This is a genomic window from Paenibacillus uliginis N3/975, from assembly GCF_900177425.1.
GTDB lineage: Bacteria > Bacillota > Bacilli > Paenibacillales > Paenibacillaceae > Paenibacillus_AQ > Paenibacillus_AQ uliginis.
In genome coordinates this window covers 4299420-4323950 of the sequence record NZ_LT840184.1, presented here as the reverse complement: position 1 = coordinate 4323950, position 24531 = coordinate 4299420, and the positions used below count along the sequence as shown (strand labels likewise).

Genomic DNA, 24531 nt, shown 5'->3' with positions numbered 1-24531 from the left:
TGAGGTGTCGTTACAATGCTATTCCAACAGGAATTTGCGCTGAACGAAATTAGGGTGGTCACGCGAGCCAGGTTCTCGTCCCTTTGGGGATGAGGGCCTTTTTTATTTGGGTATTTACCCAAAATAATCTGAAAGCCGTGAGATAGAATTTAAGAAAGGAAGATCATCATGAACAAAGTAGATGTTAAAGAAAAAGCACGGGCGAGAGAGCTACGTATTTTGAAAAAATGGAACGACGAAGACATATTCAAAAAAACGATCGAGAACCGGGAAGGCAAGCCGAACTATGTTTTTTACGAGGGTCCTCCTACGGCAAACGGAGCTCCGCATATCGGACACGTGCTGGGTCGTGTAATTAAGGACTTTGTCGGCCGTTATCAAACGATGAAGGGCTATAAAGTAGTGCGTAAAGCCGGCTGGGACACCCACGGTCTTCCGGTTGAACTCGGTGTAGAGAAGCAGCTTGGAATCTCCGGTAAACAGGAAATCGAAAATTACGGCGTTGAAGCATTTATCAAAAAATGTAAAGCTAGCGTGTTCGAATATGAACACAAATGGCGCGAGCTGACCGAAGCCATTGGCTACTGGACCGATCTGGATGATCCATACATTACACTTCAGAACAATTACATTGAGAGCGTATGGAACATTTTGGCGACAATCCATGACAAAGGGCTGCTGTATCGTGGACACCGGGTTAGCCCTTACTGCCCAGACTGCCAGACTACACTTAGCTCCCATGAAGTAGCCCAGGGATACGAGGATGTTAAAGATCTGAGTGCTACAGCAAAATTCAAGCTGCATGACAGCGGCGAATACGTACTGGCTTGGACGACAACACCTTGGACGCTTCCGGCTCACGTAGCACTTGCTGTGAATCCGGATATGGATTATGCCCGCGTTCAGCAGGAAGATGGCGTATACATCGTGGCCAGCAATCTAGTTGAAGACGTGATGAAAGGTGATCACACCGTTCTGTCCACATTGAAGGGGGCGGAGCTGGTAGGGAAGAGTTATACTCCTCCATTCAATTTTGTTAAACCGGAAAAAGGAAATATCATCGTTGGTGCTTCCTTCGTAACGGATGCAAGCGGTACGGGTATCGTTCACATGGCTCCTGCCCACGGTGAAGATGACTACCGTGTATGCCGTGAGAATGGCATCAGCTTTGTCAGTGTTGTAAATGCTCAAGGCCGTTATACTGATGAAGTGACGGATTTTGCGGGCCGTTTCGTTAAAGAATGTGATCTGGACATCGTGAAGGCACTTTCGGAAAAAGGACTGCTGTACAGCAAGGAGAAATACGAGCACAGCTATCCATTCTGCTGGCGTTGTAAATCTCCGCTCCTCTATTATGCGATGGAGAGCTGGTTCATCGAGACAACAGCGGTTAAGGACCAACTGATTGCGAACAACAACTCCGTAACTTGGTATCCAGGTCATATACGCGACGGCCGATTCGGGAAATTCTTGGAGGATCTGGTTGACTGGAACATCAGCCGTAACCGGTATTGGGGAACACCGCTAAACGTATGGGTCTGCGAATCAGGCAATCACCAGTTCGCACCGCATAGCCTAGACGAGCTCCGCAAGCACGCCATCGGCGATGTATCGGAGGATCTGGAACTTCACAAACCGTACGTGGACGAAGTGAAAGTGAAATGTCCTCACTGTGAAGGCGTCATGGAACGCACCTCAGAGGTTATTGATGTCTGGTTTGATTCAGGCTCTATGCCATTTGCGCAGTATCACTATCCGTTTAACAAAGACATTGATTTCGAGCAGCAATTCCCGGCAGACATGATCTGTGAAGGGATCGACCAGACACGCGGCTGGTTCTACAGCCTCTTGGCAGTATCCACACTCTTCACGGGTAAAGCGCCGTATAAAGCAGTCATGGCAACAGGTCATATTTTGGATGAAAACGGACAGAAGATGTCCAAGTCCAAAGGAAATACCATCGACCCTTGGGATATCATTAACGAATACGGAACCGATGCATTCCGCTGGGCTCTTCTCGCGGACAGCGCGCCTTGGAACAGCAAACGTTTCTCCAAAGGCATCGTAGGCGAGGCAAAATCCAAAGTTGTTGATACGTTGGTTAACACTCACGCATTCCTGACTCTATATGCAGGTATTGACGGATACGATCCAGCCGAGCATGAGTTCAAGGCATCCGACAATAAGCTGGACCGCTGGATTCTGTCTCGCTTGAACAGCCTCATCCAAGTGGTTGACAAAGGACTTGCCGTTAACGACTTTTTGAATACAGCTAAAGCGATTGAATCCTATGTTGATGAACTGAGCAACTGGTACATCCGTCGGTCGCGTGACCGTTTCTGGGGCAGTGGCCTTGGAGAAGATAAACTGGCAGCTTACGGTACGCTGACTCATGTACTTCTGACATTATCGAAGCTGATGGCGCCATTTACACCGATGTTGTCCGAGGACATTTTTGTGAACCTTGGTGGAGGAGAAAGCGTGCATCTGGCAGACTTCCCGCAAGCGGATGAGTCTATGATCGACAAGACACTTGAGCAAAACATGGAAACCGCTCGCCAGATCGTTGAGCTGGCACGTAACGTCCGTAACGAAACAGCAATTAAGACACGCCAGCCGTTGTCTGAGTTGATCGTTTCGATGGACCGTGATTTTGATCTAGTTGATTATGAAGATATCATCAAAGACGAAATTAACGTAAAGCGTATTGAAGTAGAGACCAGTGATAGTGGTTTTGTAGATTTCACCTTGAAGCTGAATCTGAAGGTAGCAGGCAAAAAGTATGGTAAAAACGTCGGCTTCCTGCAGGGCTTCCTGAAAGGAATGTCGAGTGAGGAAACCCGCAGCGTAGTTCAGAGTGGCGGCGTGAACGTCACTTCACCGGAAGGAGAGCAGCTTCAGATTACAGCTGAGGAACTCCTTGTCGAAAAGCAGGCGAAGGAAGGTTTTGCTTCTGCCTCCGGTTATGGTCTCACTGTTGCGCTCAATACCGACATTACCCCTGAGCTGGAACAGGAAGGTTGGGTCCGCGAAGTGGTTCGTGCTGTACAGGATACACGCAAGAAGCTGGATCTGCCGATTGAGAAACGGGTCATTCTTACACTGGATGCCGATGAAGAGCTTCAAGCTTCCATCACTGCATTTGATCATGTTCTTCGTGAGAATGTACTGGTTACAGATGTACATTTTGGCCAAAAAGAAGGTATGGAAATAGTGGAAATCGGTGGTAAAACGATCGGTATTCACATCGTTTAGTATTCGCTAACAAAGTAACGATTATATAGTTGGATCTATTAAGCCATTGGCTTCGGGTTAAATCCCGGGGCTAGTGGCTTTTTTCTTATCTTGCAGCAGAATGGCAGAGGAAGTTATGAAGCATAATACCATAAATATGGCCTTAAATAATCGTAAGTCACGTAACTGCAGCTAGGAGTACATTTTTGAACATATTCATGGTTATAAAGGAGTCGAATACCCATGGGGGATCAGATCAACGAACATCATTCAAAGGATCGTAACGAATCCTTAAGTACAGACATTGAAAAAGATCAGATTAGCAAGATTTATCTCCTGACCGAGAAAATAGCTCAGCAGATGGAAAAATCCCGTATAATGGAATACACCCAACTTTTGTATAAGCCCTGGAAGGTGATCGGAGTAAACCTGCTGGCAGGAACCGCTAGAGGGGTTGGTATCGCAATAGGGTTTACTTTTTTTGCGGCAACCATCATTTATTTGCTTCAAGCACTAGGGGCACTGAATCTTCCCATCATCGGAGATTACATCGCCGATATTGTCCGTATCGTTCAGCGCCAGCTGGAGCTATCGTAGCTACTCTATATAAAATAAAGCGGAATCGGACTTAAGCCGATTCCGCAATAATTTTCTCTTGAATTAGTCCATTGGATCATCTTCAGGATCAGCATGAGGATCCAATAAATAGCTTCCTTCACCCTTGTTCAAGTAATCGTAATATTGGTCACCGCGAACAATGAATACCTCCGTGTTATCGATATTTGTAGCAACAAAGTTCTCGTATATTTCTACAAAGCCGCCTTGGTCATCATTATTCTCAAAATCCATCTCGTTGTAGCTCGATATGTTGGGGTTCTCAGCCATGGCTGGGGAGTTGGAGCTTCCCATGTTTTCAAGAATTTGCAGCGTATCCTCACCGTCAAAGCCGGAATATTCATGTTCATCCAAACTTGAGCGTCCAAAAGGCGGTGACAGGAACTCCTCTTCTATTGGGCGATTGTGGGATAGAACTTTACGCGGTGTATCCTCCAAACAGTACATGGTATCGGGGATCGCCTGCAGCCGTTCAAAAGGAATAGGCTTACCGCAGACGACACATGTCCCATATTGACCATCCTTCATGGTGTCCAGAGAGTGAAGAACTCGCTGTAATTCGAGTTCGGCTCGATCTTGAAGTGCGACATCCTTTTCTCGGTCATACAGCTCTGTCGCCAAGTCGCCAGGATGATTATCGATATGTGACAGTTCACCGGTTGTATCGCGTTCAGATATACTCAGGCCGTGGTTTTTGTTTTCGTTCAGACGTTCCAGTTCGGCTTTGCGGTCAAGCAGCTGTCGGTGAAGTTGTTTCAGCTCCGCTTCCGTTAAATGTGACATATGCATCTCCCTTCAGGTCTTTTTCAGACCGCTTGGTTCCTATATATAGAATGCTCGTAGATGGTCTTTTTTAGAGACGGAAAATGTTCACCGTATTGGTCGGGAATGGACGTTGTCAAAGCCGCTGTGCTACAATAAGACGAGCTCCATCTCAGATAATGGGGTGGCTCTTTCGCACAAGACAAGATCGGAGTGACAAGTTACTGTGGGCTATTATTTAATCGCGCTAATTGTATTCCTCGTCGATCAGGGAATTAAATATTTGATCGCAACCCGGCTCGAATTGTATGAACAGATTCCAGTGATTGGTGATTTTTTTGTGATCACGTCAAGTCGTAACAGAGGTGCAGCGTTTGGCATTTTGCAGGATCAAATTTGGTTCTTCATTGTTGTAACGGTTGTGGTCGTGGTCGGTATTATCTGGTATATGAAAAAAGTGAAATCTGAAGGCCGCAAGTTGCTGCCGACGGCACTCGCGCTTGTATTGGGCGGGGCGCTCGGGAATTTTATAGACCGCCTTGTAATGGGAGAAGTTGTTGACTTCCTTCAATTCACTTTTGGCACCTACACTTTCCCGATCTTTAATATTGCTGATTCATGTATTGTCATTGGTGTGGGATTGATCATTTTGGACACCATACTGGATGGGAAGCGGGAGCAACAAGCTATTTCCAGTCAACAGAGTTCCGGTAAGGAAGGGAATGAATAATCTTGCAAGATGGCAGAAGACTTGAGAATGAACAGCAGCACGATATGGGCATACATGAAATGAATGAGCATGTATGGATTGTAGACTCCGAAAATGCAAAAGCAAGAATCGATAAATACATAGCGGAGGCGCTGGGTGAAGATGCGTCTCGATCACAGGTTCAGTTGTGGATTACGGAAGGACATGTAAAGGTTAATGACAGCCAGGTGAAATCGAATTATAAACTGGGTGCCGGAGACCGTATTTCACTCTTGATCCCGGAGCCGGCAGCGGTTGAAATCGTACCGGAGAATATTCCTCTCGATATCGCCTATGAAGATAGTGATGTGATCGTTGTAAACAAGCCAAGAGGGATGGTTGTACATCCAGCTCCGGGCCACCCGTCCGGGACACTTGTCAATGCATTAATGTATCATTGCAAAGATTTATCAGGTATTAACGGTGAGCTTCGCCCTGGTATCGTCCATCGGATTGATAAGGATACGTCGGGACTGATCATGGCTGCAAAGAATGATAAGGCACATACGTCACTTGCGGCGCAATTGAAGGAACACAGTGTTACACGGCGTTATTATGCGCTTGTACACGGCAATATAAGCCATGATCAGGGGACGGTTGACGCACCTCTCGGAAGAGATCCTCATGATCGCAAGCTCTACATCGTGACCGACCGAAACAGTAAACATGCGGTTACACATTTTACAGTTCTGGAGCGTTTCGGGGACTACAATCTGCTGGAGCTAAAGCTGGAGACAGGCCGGACGCATCAGATCCGTGTGCATATGAAATACATCGGACATCCATTGGTTGGAGATCCCGTGTATGGCAAAAGTAAAGGATTAAAGATGAACGGCCAGGCGCTTCATGCGGCTGTTCTGGGATTTGTTCATCCTACTACGAACGAATACATGGAATTTACGGCACCTATGCCGGATGAAATAGAGGAACTGTTAGCGTTGCTTCGCAGCCGCTAGCAGTTTTTTTCTTGTATTTTTCGCAGAGCATATTCCAGCTTATTGCATCTAAAGTGACATTTGTGTTATATTCATAATAATTATTGAAAAGAGGAGGTGAGGTAGGATGAATATCGAGATGGTCAACAACTGTATTAGCCGGCTGCCGCTTGCAATGGCTGGCATTGTTCATACTTTTTCTTTCAACGGGAGAAGTCTGTCCAATTTTAACGATACGGATTGTACCATCGCGAGAAGTCACCTGCCTGCCTACACGGATTAAGCCCTTAGAATGGGCTTATCGTTTGCTGAAAAAGGCCGCGGAGCTTGCTCTGCGGCCTTTTTTGTGCTGCAGTAAGGTCTTCTCCACAAAAACCAAATCTTTCTTAAGGAAACTTACGGAAAGAAACGAGGAGGAACCTTATTATGAATTTAATTAATGCTAAGGAATTAACCCAATATTACGGCGCGAATCTCGTGCTTGACCATATTCATTTTGAAATTAATGAAGGAGATAAAGTAGGATTGATTGGCTGTAACGGAAGTGGGAAAACAACGCTGATGTGCCTGCTTGCCGGGCAGCTAGCGCCGGATGAAGGCCAGCTTATGATTAAAAAACATACGAGAATCGGCTATTTAGCTCAAATTCCGACGGTTGAAGAGCATTGTACCATATTCGATGTTTTAACACAGGGTCTGGAAGAGCTGAACGAGTGCCGCCGTCAAATGTCTGAGCTGGAGCAGATGATGGCTGATCCTGTTTATGCCGAAAGTGACGAGGAGCTGGAACGGCTTCTCAGGAGATACGCTTCTCTTCAGGAGCGCTTTGAAAGTGAAGGCGGATATGAGATGGAGGCGAACATCGATCAGGTTGCTCTAGGACTGGGTATTTCGAAAGCGGCGTATGGTCTTCGGTTCGGATCATTGTCTGGAGGGGAACAAACCCGTGTGGCATTGGCTTCCCAACTGATCGTAAAGCCGGAGCTGCTACTGTTGGATGAACCGACTAACCACCTCGACTTGACTCGTACCGAATGGTTGGAATCTTATTTGCGGGATTATGTGGGGACTTGTGTAATTATTTCTCATGACCGTTACTTTCTGGACAGAGTGATATCAAAAACGATTGAACTGGAAGATGGCGAAGCCTTTACGTCGGCTGGTGGATATACAGTCTATATGAAGGAGAAGGAAGAGCGGCTACTGCAGCAATTCAACGCGTATCAGGAGCAGCAGAAGAAAATCAAAAAGATGAAAGAGACCATTAAGCAGTTGGAAGAGTGGGGGCGAAACGGAGATAACGAGAAATTTTTCAAGCGTGCGGCTTCTATGCGCCGGGCACTGGAGAGAATGGAGCGCATCAAGCGTCCGGTGCTGGAGCGTCGTCAGGCGGAATTTGCTCTTGATTCACAGGATCGTTCCGGCCGCAGAGTTGCAGTCTTTGAACAGATAAAAAAATCCTACGGTAATCAATCCGTACTTAAAGATGTAAACGGCTTGCTGGAGTATGGAGACAAGATTGCTTTGATGGGTCAAAATGGCAGCGGCAAGACCACGTTGTTTAAGATTCTGCTCGGAGAAGAGAACCCTGATTCCGGACAGATGGAACGGGGCTCAAGAGTTGAGGTTGGTTATTTGGCTCAGCAGGAGGAACCATCCGATCGAAAAGAAACCGTACTGGGTTATTTCAAAAAGATTGCCAGTGTCGAAGAGGGGGAAGCACGCGGTATGCTGGCCCGGTATTTATTCTATGGTTCTGATGTATTTCGAACCGTAGGACAGCTGTCTGGTGGAGAGTGGACACGACTTCGACTGGCACTGCTGATGCATCAAAAGCCAAACCTGCTCTTGCTTGACGAGCCGACGAATCATCTGGACATTGCCTCCAGAGAAGCGCTGGAAGAGGCGCTATCTGATTATACCGGGACAGTTCTTGCGATTTCTCATGACCGCTATTTTGTAAATCGATTGGCACAGCGAATATGGGAACTTCAGGATGGCCGGCTGACCGTTTTTCATGGTAACTATGATGCTTTCCGTGAAAAAAAGCTTGAGCAACTGACAAGGACGCAAGCCTATGCACATGAAACGCTTAAGCAGGATCATTCAGACAGACTGCTGAGTGGGTTCTCCCACCGGGTGGAGCCATCATCGATGTCTTCATCTGGAGATAAGGTAGCGCATAGCAAAAAAGAGCGCGTCGATCTAAATACTTCTATGGAATTGCAGAAGAAATCAAGGAATAGTGAGCGCTATGCGGAGGTCAAGATTCAGCAGCTCGAACAAGATATTGCCACGCTGGAAGCTAGAATTCATGAGCTCGATTCAAAGATGGAAGTGGAGTCAGTACAGGCAGAGGAGACCGATCATCTGGTTAAGCTGGAACAACGGTGGAAGGAGCGTGAAACTCTTGCTCAGCGGCGTGATGAGCTTCTATCAGAGTGGCTGGAGCTTTCCTAGGAGGGAGCATAATAGTACAAAACATTAGCTATATCATGCATGGTTCATCTTGCGGTTTTACGGCATATTTATCAATATAAGAGGTTGTTCAAAAAGTCCGCTTTTGATCACGAAGTGAATCAGGAAGTGGGCTCGGCATCGAATCTTGAATTCAGCCGTTCCTAAGTGGATGCTTACGAAGTATGTTTCCTCCGGAAACATTTTAGGTGCTCACGTACCCAAAACAGCTGATGATTCCGAAGACGTTTTCTACGAAAACGTGCAGCTCCGCTCCTCAGTCCCTAGCTTCATCCAACTCAAGCGTTTTGAAAAAACGCACATCGGAAGCATATGCTTCGGTGCTGAAAACCGACCTTTTTGAACAGCACTATAAGTGAATGCCATTGTAGGAGATGAGTACAAACCATGAGTATTGAACGATATCAGAAAACGTATATCCAGCAAAACTTCGCAGATCGGATCGGCGGGGCCAATTACGGCAAGGATACCGCCATTTATAAATTTGAAAAAATTAAAAGAGCCAATGCCGCCGCTAAAAAGGAATTTCCGGACACGGAATTGATTGATATGGGCGTTGGAGAGCCAGATGAGATGGCGGATGCCGGCATAGTGAGCAAGCTTGCTGAAGAAGCAGCCAAGCCAGAGAACCGCGGTTATGCAGATAACGGGATACCGGAATTTAAACAAGCTGCTGTCAGATATCTGAAGCGGGTATTTAACGTAGATGGACTGGATGCTGACACAGAGGTGCTGCATTCCATTGGTTCCAAGCCCGCACTTGCTATGCTGCCATCCTGTTTCATCAATCCGGGTGATGTGACCATCATGACGGTTCCGGGTTATCCGGTTCTCGGAACCCATACTAAATACCTTGGCGGGGAAGTATACACGGTGGAATTGAAAAAGGAAAATGCCTTTCTTCCGGATATGAACACTATTCCCGAGGATATCGCTAAGCGTGCGAAATTACTGTATTTGAACTACCCAAACAATCCTACAGGAGCAAGCGCTTCGGTTGAATTTTTCGAAGAGGTTATAGCGTGGGCCCGTCAATATAATGTGGTCGTTATACATGATGCGCCTTATGCCGCTCTTACTTATGATGGCTTGAAGCCTCTGAGCTTCCTGTCCGTCCCGGGAGCAAAAGATGTTGGCGTCGAGCTCCACTCGCTCTCCAAATCGTACAACATGACCGGATGGCGTATCGGCTTTATTGCAGGTAATCCACTCGTTGTGAAAGCATTCGGAGATGTGAAGGACAATAACGATTCCGGACAGTTTATTGCGATCCAGAAAGCAGCTGTTTGGGGGCTTGATCATCCGGAAATAACGGAGAAAATCGCGAGGAAATATTCCCGCCGCCACGATATGCTGGTTGGAGTATTGAACGAGATCGGCTTCAAAGCCGAGAAACCGAAGGGCTCCTTCTTTCTGTATGTCGAAGCGCCGAAAGGGATTAAAGGAGGACGCCGATTTGAGTCAGGTGAGGAGTTCTCCCAGTATTTGATCCGGGAAAAACTCATTTCCACAGTGCCGTGGGATGATGCGGGACATTTTGTACGCTTCTCGGTTACGTTCATCGCTGACAGTGAAGAGTATGAGAAGCGGGTTATTGGAGAAATACGCAGCCGTCTGAATGATGTCGAATTTGAATTTTAGTGTTTAGATTTGACGATTAAAATGATTTGCGTTGCTTGACAACCATTGTGAGGTCTGTCATACTGCAATTAATCGAATAGCACCTTTAAATCAGTCCCGTGAGACTGGCAAGGTAACGTGAACCGAGGTTCATGACATGGAAGCACATTTTCGTCTGCGGATGGAACTTTGCTGCTTTCATAGCATCTCTTTGTGTATATGAGATCAACTCCTTGCCTGCGCGGCAAGGAGTTTTTTTGTGTCTTAGAGCAGAGATTGATGGTAAGGGCTATAACTTAAGGAGGGTTTTACGATGAGCAATGAACAGCATGTGATTATGGACGAAACGGCAATTCGCCGGGCTCTGACAAGAATCGCTCATGAAATATTGGAAAAGAACAAAGGGATTGAGGACTGTGTCCTTATCGGAATACGGACTAGAGGCGTATATCTGGCGCAGCGGATCGCAGAGCGCATTAACGAGATCGAAGGAACACCGATTACCTGGGGAGAAATCGACGTAACATCTTACAGGGACGACCGGGAGTCAGCTTCTGGAGAGCGTTCAGAGGGAGCGAAGCTAAGCCCTGAACACCTTAACATACACGACAAAAAAGTTATCCTGTTCGACGACGTACTCTTTACAGGTCGCACAATCCGGGCAGCGATGGACGCACTGATGGATTGCGGACGACCTCGGATGATACAGCTGGCGGTATTGGCAGACCGTGGACACCGGGAACTACCGATTCGGCCCGATTATATCGGTAAGAACGTGCCAACCTCCAAACATGAAGAGATTATTGTGGCACTATCAGAAGTCGACGGCAAGGACGAAGTAACCATCTCGCAGAGAGAGGAACGATAAAATATGCTGACCGCAACTTCTGTAAAAGAACGAAGCCTGCTTGGACTTAAAGATCTCAGCCGCGAAGAAATTCAATCGATCTTAAACCGGGCCGCCTACTGGGAGGCACAGAGCGAAAAGGTAGTACCTGCATTAAGCCAAAAATTTGTAGTGAACATGTTTTTTGAAAACAGCACAAGAACCCGCTTTTCTTTCGAGATGGCCGAAAAACGTCTGGGAGCCGAAGTGATGAACTTTTCTGCGGGGGTATCAAGCGTGGAAAAAGGGGAATCCATCTACGATACGGTACGGACTCTTGAATCACTCGGGGTAGACGCGGGCGTCATCCGGCTTAAACCGGTAGGTGTATTGCAGGAGCTGGCTCAGTCTATATCCATACCGCTGGTTAATGCGGGGGACGGCAACAACGAACATCCGACTCAAGCGCTGCTGGATCTTTACACGATGAAGAAGGCATTCGGCGACATAAAGGGACTGACGGTGTCCATTATTGGAGATGTTAGGCACAGCCGGGTTGCACGATCGAACGTCTGGGCTCTGAATAAACTCGGAGCGAAAGTGCAGTTGTGCGCTCCGGACTCGATGGTATCATCTACGCTTAAGGAACACGCTTCCTATGTGAGCATGGAAGAGGCACTTAAAGCGGATGTGGTCATGATGCTTCGGGTACAGCTTGAGCGTCACAACCAAGGGCTGTTCAAATCAACCGCCGAGTACCGCGATCAATACGGCTTGACGGAAGAGCGGGCTGCTGGATTATCGGGGCATACGATTATTATGCATCCGGCTCCAGTAAACCGAAATGTGGAGATCGATGATGCAGTTGTAGAGTGCCCGCGGTCGGTGATTTTCCAGCAGATGACGCACGGAGTGCCAATTAGGATGGCAGTCATGGAACGGGCCATGAAGGGTTAAACCAACAAAATGTGTAAATGTACGTTTGAACTTATTAATAAATATACACAAAAATGAATTAATATTATACAATATACAAGAAGCGAACCGCGCTTCTGCAGCGGAGGGGAAACTAAGGTGCTACAAATTATTAAGAATGCCAATGTGATTAATGAACAGGGACAACTCGAACGGAAGGTTATCATCATTGATAACGGAGTGATTCAATCCGTCACAAGCGAAGATCATGAACTGCCGGAACAAAGCGGCATCCGCGTGATTGATGCGGAAGGAAAGCTGGTCACACCGGGATTCATAGATATGCATGTACACCTGAGAGAGCCTGGCTTTGAGCATAAGGAAACGATCGAGAGCGGCAGCCGCTCTGCGGTTAAAGGCGGTTTCAGCACGATCGCCTGCATGCCAAATACAAAGCCTGTAACAGATAACGCAGACACTGTGGCCCTTGTGCTGGAGAAGGCGCGGCAGGCAAATCTGGTGAAAGTGCTGCCCTATGCGGCAATCACCAAGAATGAGCTCGGAAGAGAGCTCACGGATTTTGAAGCTCTAAAAGCGGCAGGAGCGATTGGCTTCACCGACGACGGAGTCGGTGTGCAGAATGCGCAAATGATGAAGGACGCAATGAAAAAAGCAGCCTCGATGGGCATGCCGGTCATTGCACACTGTGAAGATGAATCGCTGGTAAAAGGAGCCTGCGTGACGGAAGGGAAGTTCGCCGAGCAGCATGGACTCAAGGGTATACCGAACGAATCAGAAGCCATCCATGTCGGACGCGATATACTGCTGACGGAAGCAACAGGCGTTCACTATCATGTATGTCATGTAAGCACCGAACAGTCGGTAAGGCTCATCCGCCAGGCTAAAGCGATTGGAATATCTGTAACCGCTGAGGTGTGTCCGCATCACCTGGTGCTGTCTGATGAAGACATCCCTGGCCTTGATGCCAATTGGAAAATGAATCCGCCACTGCGCTCACCACGTGATGTAGAGGCCTGCATCGAGGGACTGCTGGACGGCACGCTCGATATGATCGTAACCGACCATGCTCCGCACAGCGAAGAGGAGAAGGCCAAGGGGATGGAACTTGCACCATTTGGGATTGTAGGCTTTGAGACAGCTTTCCCGCTGCTCTACACGAAATTTGTTGCTACAGGCAAGTGGGATCTCTCCATGCTGGTACAGCGAATGACAAGTGACCCTGCCAGAGTGTTCGGGCTGAACAGTGGTGTGCTGAAAGCAGGCGCACCTGCCGACCTAACCATGATAGATCTGGAAAATGAGAAAGAAGTGGATCCGGAAAACTTCGCAACGAAAGGTCGCAACACACCGTTTACGGGCTGGAAGCTGAAAGGCTGGCCTGTGATGACATGGGTGGACGGCGAGATAAAGTGGTCTGAACATAACGGATTTGAGTAAGTCTCAGGCATTAGAACTTATAAAAAAATAATTTACACATAGATGACAGGAGTGAATGGGATGCAGGCACAGGCAAGATTGTTACTGGAAGACGGCACGCTGTTCAGCGGAAAAGCCTTTGGCGCGGATGCTGAAATGACCGGAGAGGTTGTTTTCAATACTGGAATTACAGGATATCAGGAGGTGCTGTCGGACCCATCATACTGTGGGCAGATTGTAACGATGACATACCCCCTGATCGGCAACTACGGTATCACGCGGGACGACTTTGAGGCGATCCGGCCGTTCGTACATGGCTTTGTTGTTCGCCGGCATGAGCCTGTACCAAGCAACTGGCGCGCGGAGTACAGTGTGGATAGTCTGCTGAAGGAGTACGGCATACCGGGAATTAGTGAAATTGACACTCGGATGCTTACACGGATTATCCGCCACCACGGCACAATGAAAGGGATCTTGACAACATCCTCTAAGCCGGTGGAAGAACTGATGGAAATGCTGAACGACACATCGATTCCGCAGCTCCGGAACCAGGTAGCCCGTACATCCACTCCACAAATGTTCACCAGCCCGGGTCAAAAAGAGCGTATCGTGCTCGTTGACTTCGGTGCGAAGAGCGGTATTTTGAGAGAGTTGACGGCACGCGGCTGCGATGTCATCGTCGTACCTCACGACACGACAGCAGACGAAATCCGCCGCTTGCACCCAGACGGTATACAACTTTCGAACGGCCCTGGGGACCCGAAAGACGTTCCTTATGCTGTCGATATGATTAAGGAGCTTCTTGGCGAATATCCGATCTTCGGTATCTGTCTCGGTCATCAGCTGTTCGCACTTGCGTCTGGCGCAGATACAGAAAAGCTGAAGTTCGGTCACCGTGGAGGCAACCACCCGGTTAAAGAACTGTCGAGCGGTCGCTGCTACATTACGTCACAAAATCACGGTTATACCGTAAACGAAGATTCCATCGCGGGTACGGACCTTGAAATTACACATATCAACAACAACGATAAAACGGTTGAGGGATTGAAACATACTAAATATCCGGCTTTCTCGGTACAGTACCATCCAGAAGCCGCTCCTGGACCGCATGATAGCAGTTATCTGTTCGATGAATTCCTTGAAATGATCGCACACCACAAGAAAAATGAAATCAGGAAGCCGCGTCAAGCGGTTCTGGCCGCAGCCGTGAAAGGAGCTCGCTAATATGCCTAAAAATGAACAGTTGAAAAAAATTCTCGTCATCGGCTCGGGCCCGATCGTCATCGGTCAGGCAGCAGAATTTGATTATGCCGGCACACAGGCTTGCCAGGCTTTGCAAGAAGAAGGTATTGAGGTTGTCCTGATCAACAGCAACCCAGCCACCATCATGACCGACACGAACATGGCGGACAAAGTATATATTGAACCGATCACCCTCGATTTCGTCACGCAAATCATCCGTCAGGAACGTCCTGATGGATTGCTGCCGACACTTGGTGGTCAAACGGGACTTAACATGGCAGTGGAACTGGCACGAGCCGGCATTCTTGAGCAGGAGAATGTGAAGCTGCTCGGCACACAGCTTGATTCAATTGAGAAGGCGGAGGACCGTGACCTGTTCCGTGAGCTTATGCGTGAGCTGGAGCAACCGGTACCGGAGAGCACGATTGTAACAACGCTGGAAGAAGCGCTTGATTTTGCGGAAGAGATTGGTTACCCGCTGATTGTTCGTCCGGCATATACGCTGGGCGGCACGGGGGGCGGGATTTGCGCCGATGAAGAGGAGCTGCGCGAAACGGTATCCTCGGGTATCCGCTACAGCCCGATCAACCAGTGCTTGATTGAGAAAAGTATCGCTGGTATGAAAGAAGTGGAATACGAAGTCATGCGTGATGCGAACGACAACTGTATCGTCGTCTGCAACATGGAGAACTTTGATCCGGTAGGTGTGCATACGGGTGACAGCATCGTTGTGGCTCCAAGCCAGACGCTGTCCGATCGTGAGTACCAGATGCTGAGATCCGCTTCATTAAAAATCATCCGTGCGCTGAACATCGAGGGCGGCTGCAACGTGCAATTTGCACTGGATCCAAACAGCTATCAATACTACGTAATCGAAGTGAACCCGCGGGTAAGCCGCTCTTCAGCCTTGGCTTCGAAAGCTACCGGCTATCCGATTGCCAAAATGGCCGCAAAAATCGCGATGGGTTACACGCTGGATGAAATCGTAAACCCGGTTACCGGTCAAACGTACGCATGTTTCGAGCCGACGCTGGATTACATCGTCAGCAAAATCCCGCGCTGGCCGTTTGATAAATTCATTTCCGCTAACCGTAAGCTCGGTACCCAAATGAAAGCGACTGGCGAAGTTATGGCCATTGGCCGTACGTTCGAAGAGTCGATTCACAAGGCGGTCCGCTCGCTTGAAATCGGTGTGCACCGCCTCTACCTGAAGGGTGCGGAGGAACTCAGTGAAGAAGTGCTGGAACAGCGGCTGATTAAAGCGGATGACGAGCGTATCTTCTTAATCGCTGAAGCCTTCCGTCGCGGCTATGAGTTGCAACAAATCCAGGATCTAACCAACATTGACTGGTGGTTCCTCGATAAGATTGAAGGACTCATTAAATATGAAAGTCATATTCGCAGCGAAGCTGCACTGACATATGAAACACTGTATGAAGCGAAGCGCCTCGGATTTACGGACCGCGCCATTGCGGAGCTGCGTGCCGAAGGCAAGGCAGCATCACACACAACCGAAGAATCGATCCGGTTCCTTCGCCATGAGCACAACCTTCGTCCGGTGTACAAGATGGTTGATACCTGTGCGGCAGAATTTGAATCTTCAACACCTTACTATTACTCAACGTATGAAACAGAGAACGAAGTGATCGAGACGTCGAAGGAGAAAATTATCGTGCTTGGTTCGGGTCCGATCCGGATCGGTCAAGGTATCGAGTTCGACTACTCTACCGTACATGCGGTATGGGCTATCCAGAAAGCCGGATATGAAGCGGTTATTATTAACAATAACCCGGAAACGGTATCGACCGACTTTAACACATCGGACCGCCTATACTTCGAACCGCTGTTCTTCGAAGACGTCATGAACGTCATCGAGCAGGAGAAACCGGTTGGTGTCATCGTTCAATTCGGTGGACAGACTGCAATTAATCTGGCAGCACCGCTGAGAAAAGCAGGGGTGAATATCCTTGGAACAAGCCTGGAAAGCATCGATGAAGCCGAAGACCGTAAGAAATTCGAAGCACTGCTATCCCGACTGAACATCGCTCAACCGAAAGGCAAAACGGTTATTACGGTGGATGAGGCAGTAGGCACCGCACAGATGCTTGGCTACCCGGTACTGGTGAGACCTTCTTACGTGCTTGGCGGACGCGCGATGGAAATCGTGTACTCCGACAGCGAACTGCTGAGTTACATGGAACAAGCAGTGAAGATTAATCCGGAGCATCCGGTCTTGATCGACCGTTACATGCTTGGGAAGGAAGTGGAAGTGGACGCCATCTGCGATGGCGATACAGTCTTGATTCCGGGTATCATGGAGCATGTGGAACGTGCTGGTGTTCACTCCGGAGACTCTATCGCAGTCTACCCACCACAGTACCTTACAGATGAGCTGAAAACAAAGATTACAAATATTACGATCAAAATTGCCAAAGAACTGAAAACTTACGGACTTGTAAACATCCAGTTCATCATCTTCAAAAATGAAGTCTACGTCATTGAAGTGAATCCACGCTCTTCCCGTACAGTACCGTTCCTGAGCAAAGTAACGGGTATTCCGATGGCTAATCTGGCTACTCAGGCTATCCTCGGAATCAAACTGAAAGACCTCGGTTACGAGGAAGGCATGTGGCCTGAAAGCGAGCATGTATCGGTAAAAGTACCGGTATTCTCCTTCGCGAAGCTGCGCCGCGTTGAGCCTACGCTTGGTCCAGAAATGAAGTCAACTGGCGAAGTTATGGGACGCGATGTGAAGTATGCCAAAGCACTTTACAAGGGTCTGATCGGCGCCGGCATGAAGATTCCGTCGACAGGAGCAATTATTGCTACAGTGGCGGACAAGGACAAGGAAGAAGCAGCAGCCCTGCTGAAAGGATTCCATAAGCTAGGTTACAAAATCATCGCTACCGGCGGCACTGCAGCTGCATTGAAGGAAGCGGGACTTGACGTGACAACGGTTAACAAGCTGTCAGAAGGAACGCCTAACATTCTCGACATGATCCGCACCGGTGAAGCGAACTTCGTCTTTAACACGCTGACTAAAGGAAAGACACCGGAGCGTGACGGATTCCGGATCCGCCGTGAAGCGGTGGAGAATGGTGTGGTTTGTATGACATCCCTAGATACGGTACGGGAGCTTCTTACGATGCTGGAGACGATAAACTTCACCTCAGAAGCAATGCCTGTATAACACTTAATAAGGGAGGGGTACGATGAACGCCGGGTATAAAGAAATGGCGGGTCGCCTGATGGTGGCCCTGGATTACTCGGATGCTGCACAGGCGTCCGAATTGGTCCGTAAGCTGGAGGGCATTCCATGCTATATGAAGGTGGGAATGCAGCTGTTTTATACAGCTGGGCCGGATTTTGTAAGAAGCTTGAAAGAAAGAGGCTACTCGGTTTTTCTAGATGTGAAAATGCATGATATTCCGAATACGGTAAAAGGCGGCTCGCATAGTGTGACACGTCTCGGGGTGGATATGTTCAACGTCCATGCTGCAGGTGGTATCGGCATGATGCAGGCGGCAATAGCCGGGGCGGAGGCCGCAGTGGCGGAAACCCCGGGCCTTGTCATGCCCATGATTATTGCGGTGACCCAGCTGACAAGCACGAACCAGACTGTTATGAACGAAGAAATCGGGATTAGCGGCTCGGTTGAAGAGGTGGTTGTCCGGTATGCTTCGCTTGCGAAGGAAGCAGGACTTCACGGTGTTGTTGCTTCTTCTCTGGAAGTAGAAGCGATCTCTGCAGCATGTGGTAACGATTTTAAAACAGTAACCCCTGGTATCCGGCCGGTAGGGTCCGGTATCGGTGATCAAGCCCGCGTATTGACTCCGGGACAAGCTATTTCAAGAGGGAGCCATTACCTGGTTGTGGGCCGTCCGATTACGGCATCGCCGGATCCAAGACAAGCTGCAGAACAAATCATAGAGGAGATGATCGGAGCATGAGTACATTAGCCGAAATACCACAACAAATCGCATCATACCTGTTAAAAATCGAAGCGGTGGCCCTGCGTCCGCACCAGCCGTTCACATGGACATCCGGGATTAAGTCTCCTATCTACTGTGACAACCGGTTGACGATGTCATACCCGGAAATCCGTGACTATATTGCAGAAGCGTTCGCTTCCATCATTCGTGAGCAGTACCCGGATGCTGAAGTGATTGCAGGTACGGCTACAGCCGGAATTCCGCATGCAGCCTGGGTATCCCAGAAGCTGAACCTTCCAATGGCGTATATCCGTGACAAAGCGAAAGGTCACGGCAAGGAAAATATGATCGAAGGTCATATTAAACCGGGGCAGAAGGTCGTCGTTATAGAGGATCTGATTTCTACCGGGGGCAGCTCGCTCAAGGCCGCTAAGGCGGTTCAGGCTACTGGAGCGGAGGCGCTGGCGGTGCTCGCAATATTCAGCTACCAGATGGATAAAGCGGTACAGGCTTTCTCCGAAGCAGGTATCTCGCTGCAAAGCTTGTCTAACTATACTGCATTAACGGAAGTGGCACTGAGTGAAGGTCGGATTCAAGAGGAAGATTTGGAGCTTCTTCAATCGTTTAGAGCCAATCCAGCTGCATACGGTGAAACCAAATAATAGCAATATTGTTCAAGGCTGCTGCCTTTCGTCAAATGACGGGGGCAGCGCTTTTTTTATTTGTTTATTTATACTTGAAGACATTCTGGAGTAAAAATAAGCCTTGACAGATGGTTATATTTGAATCGATAATATGTACTATAAACAAACAAAAAGTATAAAAGGGTGTGTGCTTATGTTAGCTGTAGAAGCTGTTGGCATTAGCAAAATGTACGGTTCCAAACGCGGTGTCACCGATTTAAGCATGGAGGTCAACCAGGGTGAGGTGTTTGGGTTTATTGGACCGAATGGAGCTGGAAAGTCTACAACCATTCGAATGATCATGCAGTTATTGTATCCGACGAAGGGGACACTGAAGGTGCTTGGTACTGTTCTTGACAAGGAGAAGCCTGAGCTGCGTAGACGAATCGGATACTTGCCTTCCGAGATCATATCTTATCCGAATATGAACGGTAAGCAGGCATTGGAGCTGACAGCTAGGGCATACGGTCTAAAGTTGGAGAATACATCAGCTCTGGAATATGCGGAAAGACTTCAATGGAACCCGGGGCAAAAGGTTAAATCGTATTCCCTTGGAAACCGGAAAAAGCTTGGCCTTATTATGGCCCTGCTGCATCAGCCTGAGCTGCTGATTTTGGATGAGCCGACTTCGGGCCTGGATCCATTAGTTCAGCGTGAACTGTTTGCGCTGCTGACCGAATTAAACAAAAAAGAAGGCATGACGATTTTTTTCTCTACTCATGTTCTCTCTGAAGTAGAGAAGCTCTGTGAACGTGTGGCGTTTATCCGTGAAGGACAACTGCTTCGTGTATCCCGTTTGGATGATCTGTCGAATGATCGAACCCATAAGGTTTCTATTCAATTCGAAATGCCTGGAGATCAGATCGAAGCGTATGGATTACGTGAGCTTGATCCCTTTGTTACATTTGACGGGACTCATCATTTGCTTCAAACGGGACAGTCGCTCCAGGTTGCACTGAGTAAACTTTCACAGCTTCCTATCGCCGATCTTACGATACGCCGGCCGACCATAGAGGAATTGTTTATGAATGATTACCGAGCTGATGGAGAGAAGGAGGGAAGACCATGAAATGGAACCTTATTTCTCTTGAACTCCGACAAAACCGACGCAGCTTTTACATCTGTTTGTCTATAACCTTAATCTTTATTGTATTGCTGTTAGGTAAAGCGGAAGCATATGTTAACAATCCGGAGATGGTGAGGTTGATCCAGGGAATGCCGGAGGGTCTGTTGAAAGCTTTTAACATTCAGGTAGAAAGTTTTCAGACCTTTGAGGGTTATTTGGCTACACAGGTGTTTCCTTATTTTATGGTCATATTATCTTCGTTTGCAGCAGCTTGGGCCGCAGGAAGTATTGCCAAGGAACAGGATCGAGGAACTTACGAGTATTTATTTGCACTGCCTTACAGCCGCTCTACGATTTTTTGCTCCAAAGCGGTAGCTCATTGGCTGCATATGACTATAGTGTACGTATTAAGCACGCTTCTTCTTCTTTTGCTAGCAGAGTCATCGGGGCAGTTGGAGCATCTGGGATATCTGCTGCGTCTTCTGTTGGTGGGATATCTGCTCGTTTTATCTCTTATGGGCATTGGATATGGTCTCACGTCCTGGGTATCTTCTGCAGCTGCTTCGGCTGGTGCGGGCATTGCAGTGTTCGCATTTCTGCTTAATCTTTTATCGGGAAGCAATGAGATGATGGAAAAGCTGTCCGTTATCTCACCGTACCGTTTGTTTGATGCATTTGATATAGTTAAGGGTGGCGAACTGCCAGCCGCAGGATGGATTGTTACATTAGGGCTGTATGGGGTTGGAACAGTGGCAGGCCTACTGATTTTGAAGAGGAGGGACTTGGGCTAAAACCATGAGCGCTAAAAAGAACGCAATATTGGAAACGGGAAAACGATTGTTTCTAGAGCAAGGTATTTTGCAAACGAGCATGGAGCAAATTGCGGAGGCGGTGCCTGTCTCCAAAATGACCATATACAATTATTATCAGAGTAAGGAAGGTCTGCTCGATCATGTGGTTGACAGTCTTGTTGAGACGTCCTGGAATCTGTATCGTGAGGTAATGGACAATGCGAAGGATCCGTTGGATGCGCTGACTGTGTTTTATAAAGAGCAGGAACGCTTTTCAATGAATGTAACACAGCAGTTTATCACGGACCTCGTTAAGTTTCCGGAGCAAATGGAGAAGTTGATGGCGTTCAACCGGGAAAAGATCATTCCGGAGTTTGAAATGATGATTTTTAAGGGGCAACAGTTGGGACAAATCCGGAAGGATATCTCGCCACATCTGCTGGTCGCCTTTCTGACCTTTATGAAGGAGTTTACGGCGAGATCTGAATGGTACGACGGACTGGGCAGCTTGAGCGCGGTCGCCGATCAGCTAATGATTATTTTGTATCATGGAATCATTGAGAAGGGCAACGATAACGCAAGTATCGACTGATGTATCATAATTCATTTAGAAGGGTGTCCTAAAAGCCGTATAAATGGCAGCTGGGAGACCCTTTGTTTTATGGGCAAAACAGTGCTGGTGAGTTAATCATGTGTAAATCAGGTGAATGTTATTGGAATGATTGTAAGACTGCTGGGTATAATAAGCATCGGATGAAAATGAATGCAGATAAGGAGAGTCACGTCATGAACTGGGTTTATTACGGTAAGCTTTATACAACTAAATTTCAAGCCGGATGTTTTGCCAAACGATTGGAACAGGACGCTTGGCTGTTTGGTTATGGGGATCCCCAGGTTGTAGAAGTGTACCGTTCCAGAAAAGGACGATACGGAGTGAGGTATATCCCATGAGAAATTCTGAAATTTATAATTCTGAAATTTTTACTTGACTTCACTGTACTAGATGCTGTATATTTATTCTTGTCGCTGTTAAAGACATCTAATGACGCGGGGTGGAGCAGTTCGGTAGCTCGTCGGGCTCATAACCCGAAGGTCGTAGGTTCAAATCCTGCCCCCGCAACCAATTTATTTAATGGATTTGTCCTTATATGAATTTGTATATGATCAGGGCCCTTAGCTCAGTTGGTTAGAGCGGTCGGCTCATAACCGACTGGTCGGGGGTTCGAGTCCCTCAGGGCCCACTTTACGAAAACCCTTGCGTAGCAAGGGTTTTTTGCTGTTTACAGACAAATGGGATCGTTGGATAAACAGTAAGAAGAGTGCTAGAAATAATGATATGGCCGCACATTTGCTAACGACGGAAGTGTTTCATCCGAGCTGAAATATATTAGAACTGGAAGCATAAAAGGGATTCCTTAAATAAAAAGTTGTTGTATTCCCAACAGGGTAATTATCACACCACCGATTAAAACCGTTATTCCGCGTAATTTACCTACAAGATTGTTTGCGATTGAGAACTGGCAGCTGATTAATGACAAGTGGATGCTGGCAAGAGAGACAGAGGAACGGATTAATTAATCATTCGGGGGCGGTCCATTGTGGCTGCCTTTTTCTTTGGATGAATTGCTTTTGACACTCAGGGCATGGCTTTTTATGTCTGGATATAAAAAGACCCGCAGATTAAATTCTGCGGGCTTGTTTAAGATATAAGAGATTATCAACTTCTTGGAGTCTGCTTCCCTATATCGCAAGAAAAACTTCCGCTAAAAGCGGTCTGTCTTCTTGTAAGTGCGTCGATAGACGTTTTTCTTTAGATATAGGAAAGTACCAACTTCTTGAGTTTGCTTCCCTATATCGCAAGAAAAACTTCTACTAAAAGCGGTCTGTCTTCTTAGGAAATACGTCGATAGACGTTTTTCTTTAGATATAGGAAAGTATCAACTTCTTGGAGTCCGCTTCCCTATATCGCAAGAAAAACTTCTTCTAAAAGCGGTCTGTCTTCTTAGGAAATACGTCGATAGACGTTTTTCTTATACAGAGATGTCCAATTTTTGCCCCAGGTTTGGATCTACACTTTTCTCCATCATTTGCACTAGGCCCTGACCCTGAATGTTAGCCTGGTTTTTTGCCATGTTCAATACTCTGAGACCGACAGCTTGAGACAATGAAGCCTGGCTCATGGATATAGATAATGCTGCAATGTCCATTTGACACCTCCCCTTAACATAATATCGGCAGAAGTATGGTTATTCTTAGCGAAAAAGGATCTTCACAATCTGTGAAATATGAATCAATAGTCATCCGGAAAGTCAAAATAAAAAAATGTATGAAATTTAACGAAGCAAATGTTATAATAACAATCTAAACCGTCCAGACGGTATAGTGAGAGGAGGGTGTTCATGTCTACTAAAAAAAAGCTTTTGGAGGCAGCATCCAAAATTATCATTACCCGGGGAATAGGATCGCTTACATTGGAAGCCGTAGCAAACGAAGCGGGCGTCAGCAAAGGCGGTTTGTTGTACCATTTCCCTAATAAAGAAGAGCTTATTTGCGGGCTGAACCTATATACGATTGAACGTTTCAGGGATCGCATAAGGGAAGAGATGAGTAAAGGCAAAAATTATATAGAGGCTTACACAGAGGCTACCTTGAATGATCTGTTTCAGACTGAATTTTTAGGAATAGATGCAAGTGTGCTGGCAGCTTCCGCTAACCATGCAGCCGTGCTGGAGAAGTGGAACGAGGAATGCACCCGATTTACAGAGGAAGTGTTGAAAGAGGGGATTCCTTTCGAGCTGGGGCTGTCACTGAGATTGGCCTGTGATGGTCTTTGGTATTCCAAAATGTTCGGAATGGGTCAGCTGAAAGAGGAAGAGCAGAGACGGATTATTGCTTATATTCTTCAACAAATCAAGGAGGTTCAGTAGGTGGTCTTTTATCTTTTTTTGGCTGCAGCTATATTATTGGAAGTGTTTGGCTCAACGATGCTGAAGCTATCCAACGGATTTACGAAAATCACCCCGATTATTGGCGTGGTTTTGGGTTATACCACGGCTTTTTACATGCTGTCCAAGGCTTTGCAGGCTCTTCCACTAGGGCTTTCTTATGCAACATGGAGCGGCGTGGGGACGATACTAACTGTCATTATCGGGGTGTATTTCTTTAAAGAAAAGGTGAACCGGCAAGGGATACTCGGGATCGCTATACTTATTGTCGGCATTGTGATGCTTAATTTATCTTAGTAAAG

The 24531-nt window shown here is 47.4% G+C and carries 22 protein-coding genes and 2 tRNA genes; 22 read left to right on the top strand and 2 right to left on the bottom strand.

The window, feature by feature from the left end:
- Nucleotides 1–168: 168 nt before the first annotated feature.
- Both ileS and B9N86_RS20640 read left to right on the top strand, forming a co-directional pair.
- Nucleotides 169–3255: an isoleucine--tRNA ligase gene (gene ileS / locus B9N86_RS20645; RefSeq protein WP_208915030.1), complete on the top strand. Its 3087-nt coding sequence runs from the start codon at nt 169–171 to the stop codon at nt 3253–3255.
- Between the two features lie 222 nt (nt 3256–3477).
- Nucleotides 3478–3831 carry a DUF5665 domain-containing protein gene (locus B9N86_RS20640; RefSeq protein ID WP_208915029.1) on the top strand — a complete coding sequence of 118 codons (354 nt, stop codon included), beginning with the start codon at nt 3478–3480 and terminating at the stop codon, nt 3829–3831.
- Between the two features lie 63 nt (nt 3832–3894).
- Here the strand turns inward: B9N86_RS20640 and B9N86_RS20635 are convergent, their stop codons facing one another.
- Nucleotides 3895–4632 (bottom strand): TraR/DksA C4-type zinc finger protein, encoded by a 738-nt coding sequence (locus B9N86_RS20635; RefSeq protein WP_208915028.1) that lies wholly within the window; start codon nt 4630–4632, stop codon nt 3895–3897.
- A gap of 205 nt (nt 4633–4837) precedes the next feature.
- Between B9N86_RS20635 and lspA the strand changes: the two genes are divergently transcribed.
- The 18 genes from lspA (at nt 4838) to B9N86_RS20545 (ending at nt 22525) form a co-directional block, all read left to right on the top strand.
- The gene (lspA, locus tag B9N86_RS20630) at nt 4838–5341 is read left to right on the top strand and encodes a signal peptidase II (RefSeq protein ID WP_208915027.1); all 504 of its coding nucleotides are present in this window, start codon (nt 4838–4840) and stop codon (nt 5339–5341) included.
- A 44-nt stretch (nt 5342–5385) separates the two neighbouring features.
- Nucleotides 5386–6315, top strand: coding sequence for an RluA family pseudouridine synthase (locus tag B9N86_RS20625; protein ID WP_208920575.1), 930 nt, complete (start codon nt 5386–5388; stop codon nt 6313–6315).
- A 106-nt stretch (nt 6316–6421) separates the two neighbouring features.
- Nucleotides 6422–6577 carry a hypothetical protein gene (locus tag B9N86_RS20620; protein WP_208915026.1) on the top strand — a complete coding sequence of 52 codons (156 nt, stop codon included), beginning with the start codon at nt 6422–6424 and terminating at the stop codon, nt 6575–6577.
- Between the two features lie 143 nt (nt 6578–6720).
- Nucleotides 6721–8754 carry a ribosomal protection-like ABC-F family protein gene (gene abc-f, locus B9N86_RS20615; RefSeq protein ID WP_208915025.1) on the top strand — a complete coding sequence of 678 codons (2034 nt, stop codon included), beginning with the start codon at nt 6721–6723 and terminating at the stop codon, nt 8752–8754.
- Nucleotides 8755–9159: 405 nt separating this feature from the next.
- Nucleotides 9160–10413, top strand: coding sequence for an LL-diaminopimelate aminotransferase (locus B9N86_RS20610; RefSeq protein WP_208915024.1), 1254 nt, complete (start codon nt 9160–9162; stop codon nt 10411–10413).
- Between the two features lie 292 nt (nt 10414–10705).
- Complete coding sequence (pyrR, locus tag B9N86_RS20605; protein WP_208915023.1) at nt 10706–11260, top strand: bifunctional pyr operon transcriptional regulator/uracil phosphoribosyltransferase PyrR; 555 nt, start codon at nt 10706–10708, stop codon at nt 11258–11260.
- 3 nt (nt 11261–11263) lie between these two features.
- Nucleotides 11264–12175 (top strand): aspartate carbamoyltransferase catalytic subunit, encoded by a 912-nt coding sequence (locus tag B9N86_RS20600; protein WP_208915022.1) that lies wholly within the window; start codon nt 11264–11266, stop codon nt 12173–12175.
- A gap of 117 nt (nt 12176–12292) precedes the next feature.
- On the top strand, nt 12293–13591 hold the full coding sequence (locus tag B9N86_RS20595; protein WP_208915021.1) for a dihydroorotase: 1299 nt from the start codon (nt 12293–12295) through the stop codon (nt 13589–13591).
- Between the two features lie 42 nt (nt 13592–13633).
- Nucleotides 13634–14794: a carbamoyl phosphate synthase small subunit gene (locus B9N86_RS20590; protein WP_244562779.1), complete on the top strand. Its 1161-nt coding sequence runs from the start codon at nt 13634–13636 to the stop codon at nt 14792–14794.
- Nucleotide 14795: 1 nt separating this feature from the next.
- Nucleotides 14796–18002, top strand: a complete 3207-nt coding sequence (gene carB / locus B9N86_RS20585) for a carbamoyl-phosphate synthase large subunit (protein ID WP_208915019.1) — start codon at nt 14796–14798, stop codon at nt 18000–18002.
- A gap of 22 nt (nt 18003–18024) precedes the next feature.
- Complete coding sequence (pyrF, locus tag B9N86_RS20580) at nt 18025–18762, top strand: orotidine-5'-phosphate decarboxylase (protein WP_208915018.1); 738 nt, start codon at nt 18025–18027, stop codon at nt 18760–18762.
- Nucleotides 18759–19406, top strand: a complete 648-nt coding sequence (pyrE, locus tag B9N86_RS20575; protein WP_208915017.1) for an orotate phosphoribosyltransferase — start codon at nt 18759–18761, stop codon at nt 19404–19406. The genes pyrF and pyrE overlap by 4 nt, the downstream gene beginning before the upstream one ends.
- 175 nt (nt 19407–19581) lie before the next feature.
- On the top strand, nt 19582–20496 hold the full coding sequence (locus B9N86_RS20570; protein WP_208915016.1) for an ABC transporter ATP-binding protein: 915 nt from the start codon (nt 19582–19584) through the stop codon (nt 20494–20496).
- Complete coding sequence (locus tag B9N86_RS20565; RefSeq protein ID WP_208915015.1) at nt 20493–21284, top strand: ABC transporter permease subunit; 792 nt, start codon at nt 20493–20495, stop codon at nt 21282–21284. Before B9N86_RS20570 ends, B9N86_RS20565 begins: the two co-directional genes overlap by 4 nt.
- A 4-nt stretch (nt 21285–21288) precedes the next feature.
- Nucleotides 21289–21876, top strand: a complete 588-nt coding sequence (locus tag B9N86_RS20560; protein WP_208915014.1) for a TetR/AcrR family transcriptional regulator — start codon at nt 21289–21291, stop codon at nt 21874–21876.
- A gap of 194 nt (nt 21877–22070) precedes the next feature.
- Nucleotides 22071–22235: a hypothetical protein gene (locus B9N86_RS20555; protein ID WP_200901466.1), complete on the top strand. Its 165-nt coding sequence runs from the start codon at nt 22071–22073 to the stop codon at nt 22233–22235.
- Nucleotides 22236–22330: 95 nt separating this feature from the next.
- Nucleotides 22331–22407, top strand: a tRNA-Met gene (locus B9N86_RS20550).
- A gap of 44 nt (nt 22408–22451) precedes the next feature.
- Nucleotides 22452–22525: transfer RNA gene (locus tag B9N86_RS20545), tRNA-Ile, on the top strand.
- Between the two features lie 789 nt (nt 22526–23314).
- Here the strand turns inward: B9N86_RS20545 and B9N86_RS20540 are convergent.
- Nucleotides 23315–23491: a YjfB family protein gene (locus B9N86_RS20540; RefSeq protein ID WP_208915013.1), complete on the bottom strand. Its 177-nt coding sequence runs from the start codon at nt 23489–23491 to the stop codon at nt 23315–23317.
- A gap of 192 nt (nt 23492–23683) precedes the next feature.
- Here B9N86_RS20540 and B9N86_RS20535 point away from each other — a divergent pair, with 192 nt between their 5' ends.
- Nucleotides 23684–24211, top strand: a complete 528-nt coding sequence (locus B9N86_RS20535) for a TetR/AcrR family transcriptional regulator (protein ID WP_208915012.1) — start codon at nt 23684–23686, stop codon at nt 24209–24211.
- Nucleotides 24212–24526, top strand: coding sequence for a DMT family transporter (locus B9N86_RS20530; RefSeq protein ID WP_208915011.1), 315 nt, complete (start codon nt 24212–24214; stop codon nt 24524–24526). It begins immediately after the preceding gene.
- Nucleotides 24527–24531: the final 5 nt, after the last annotated feature.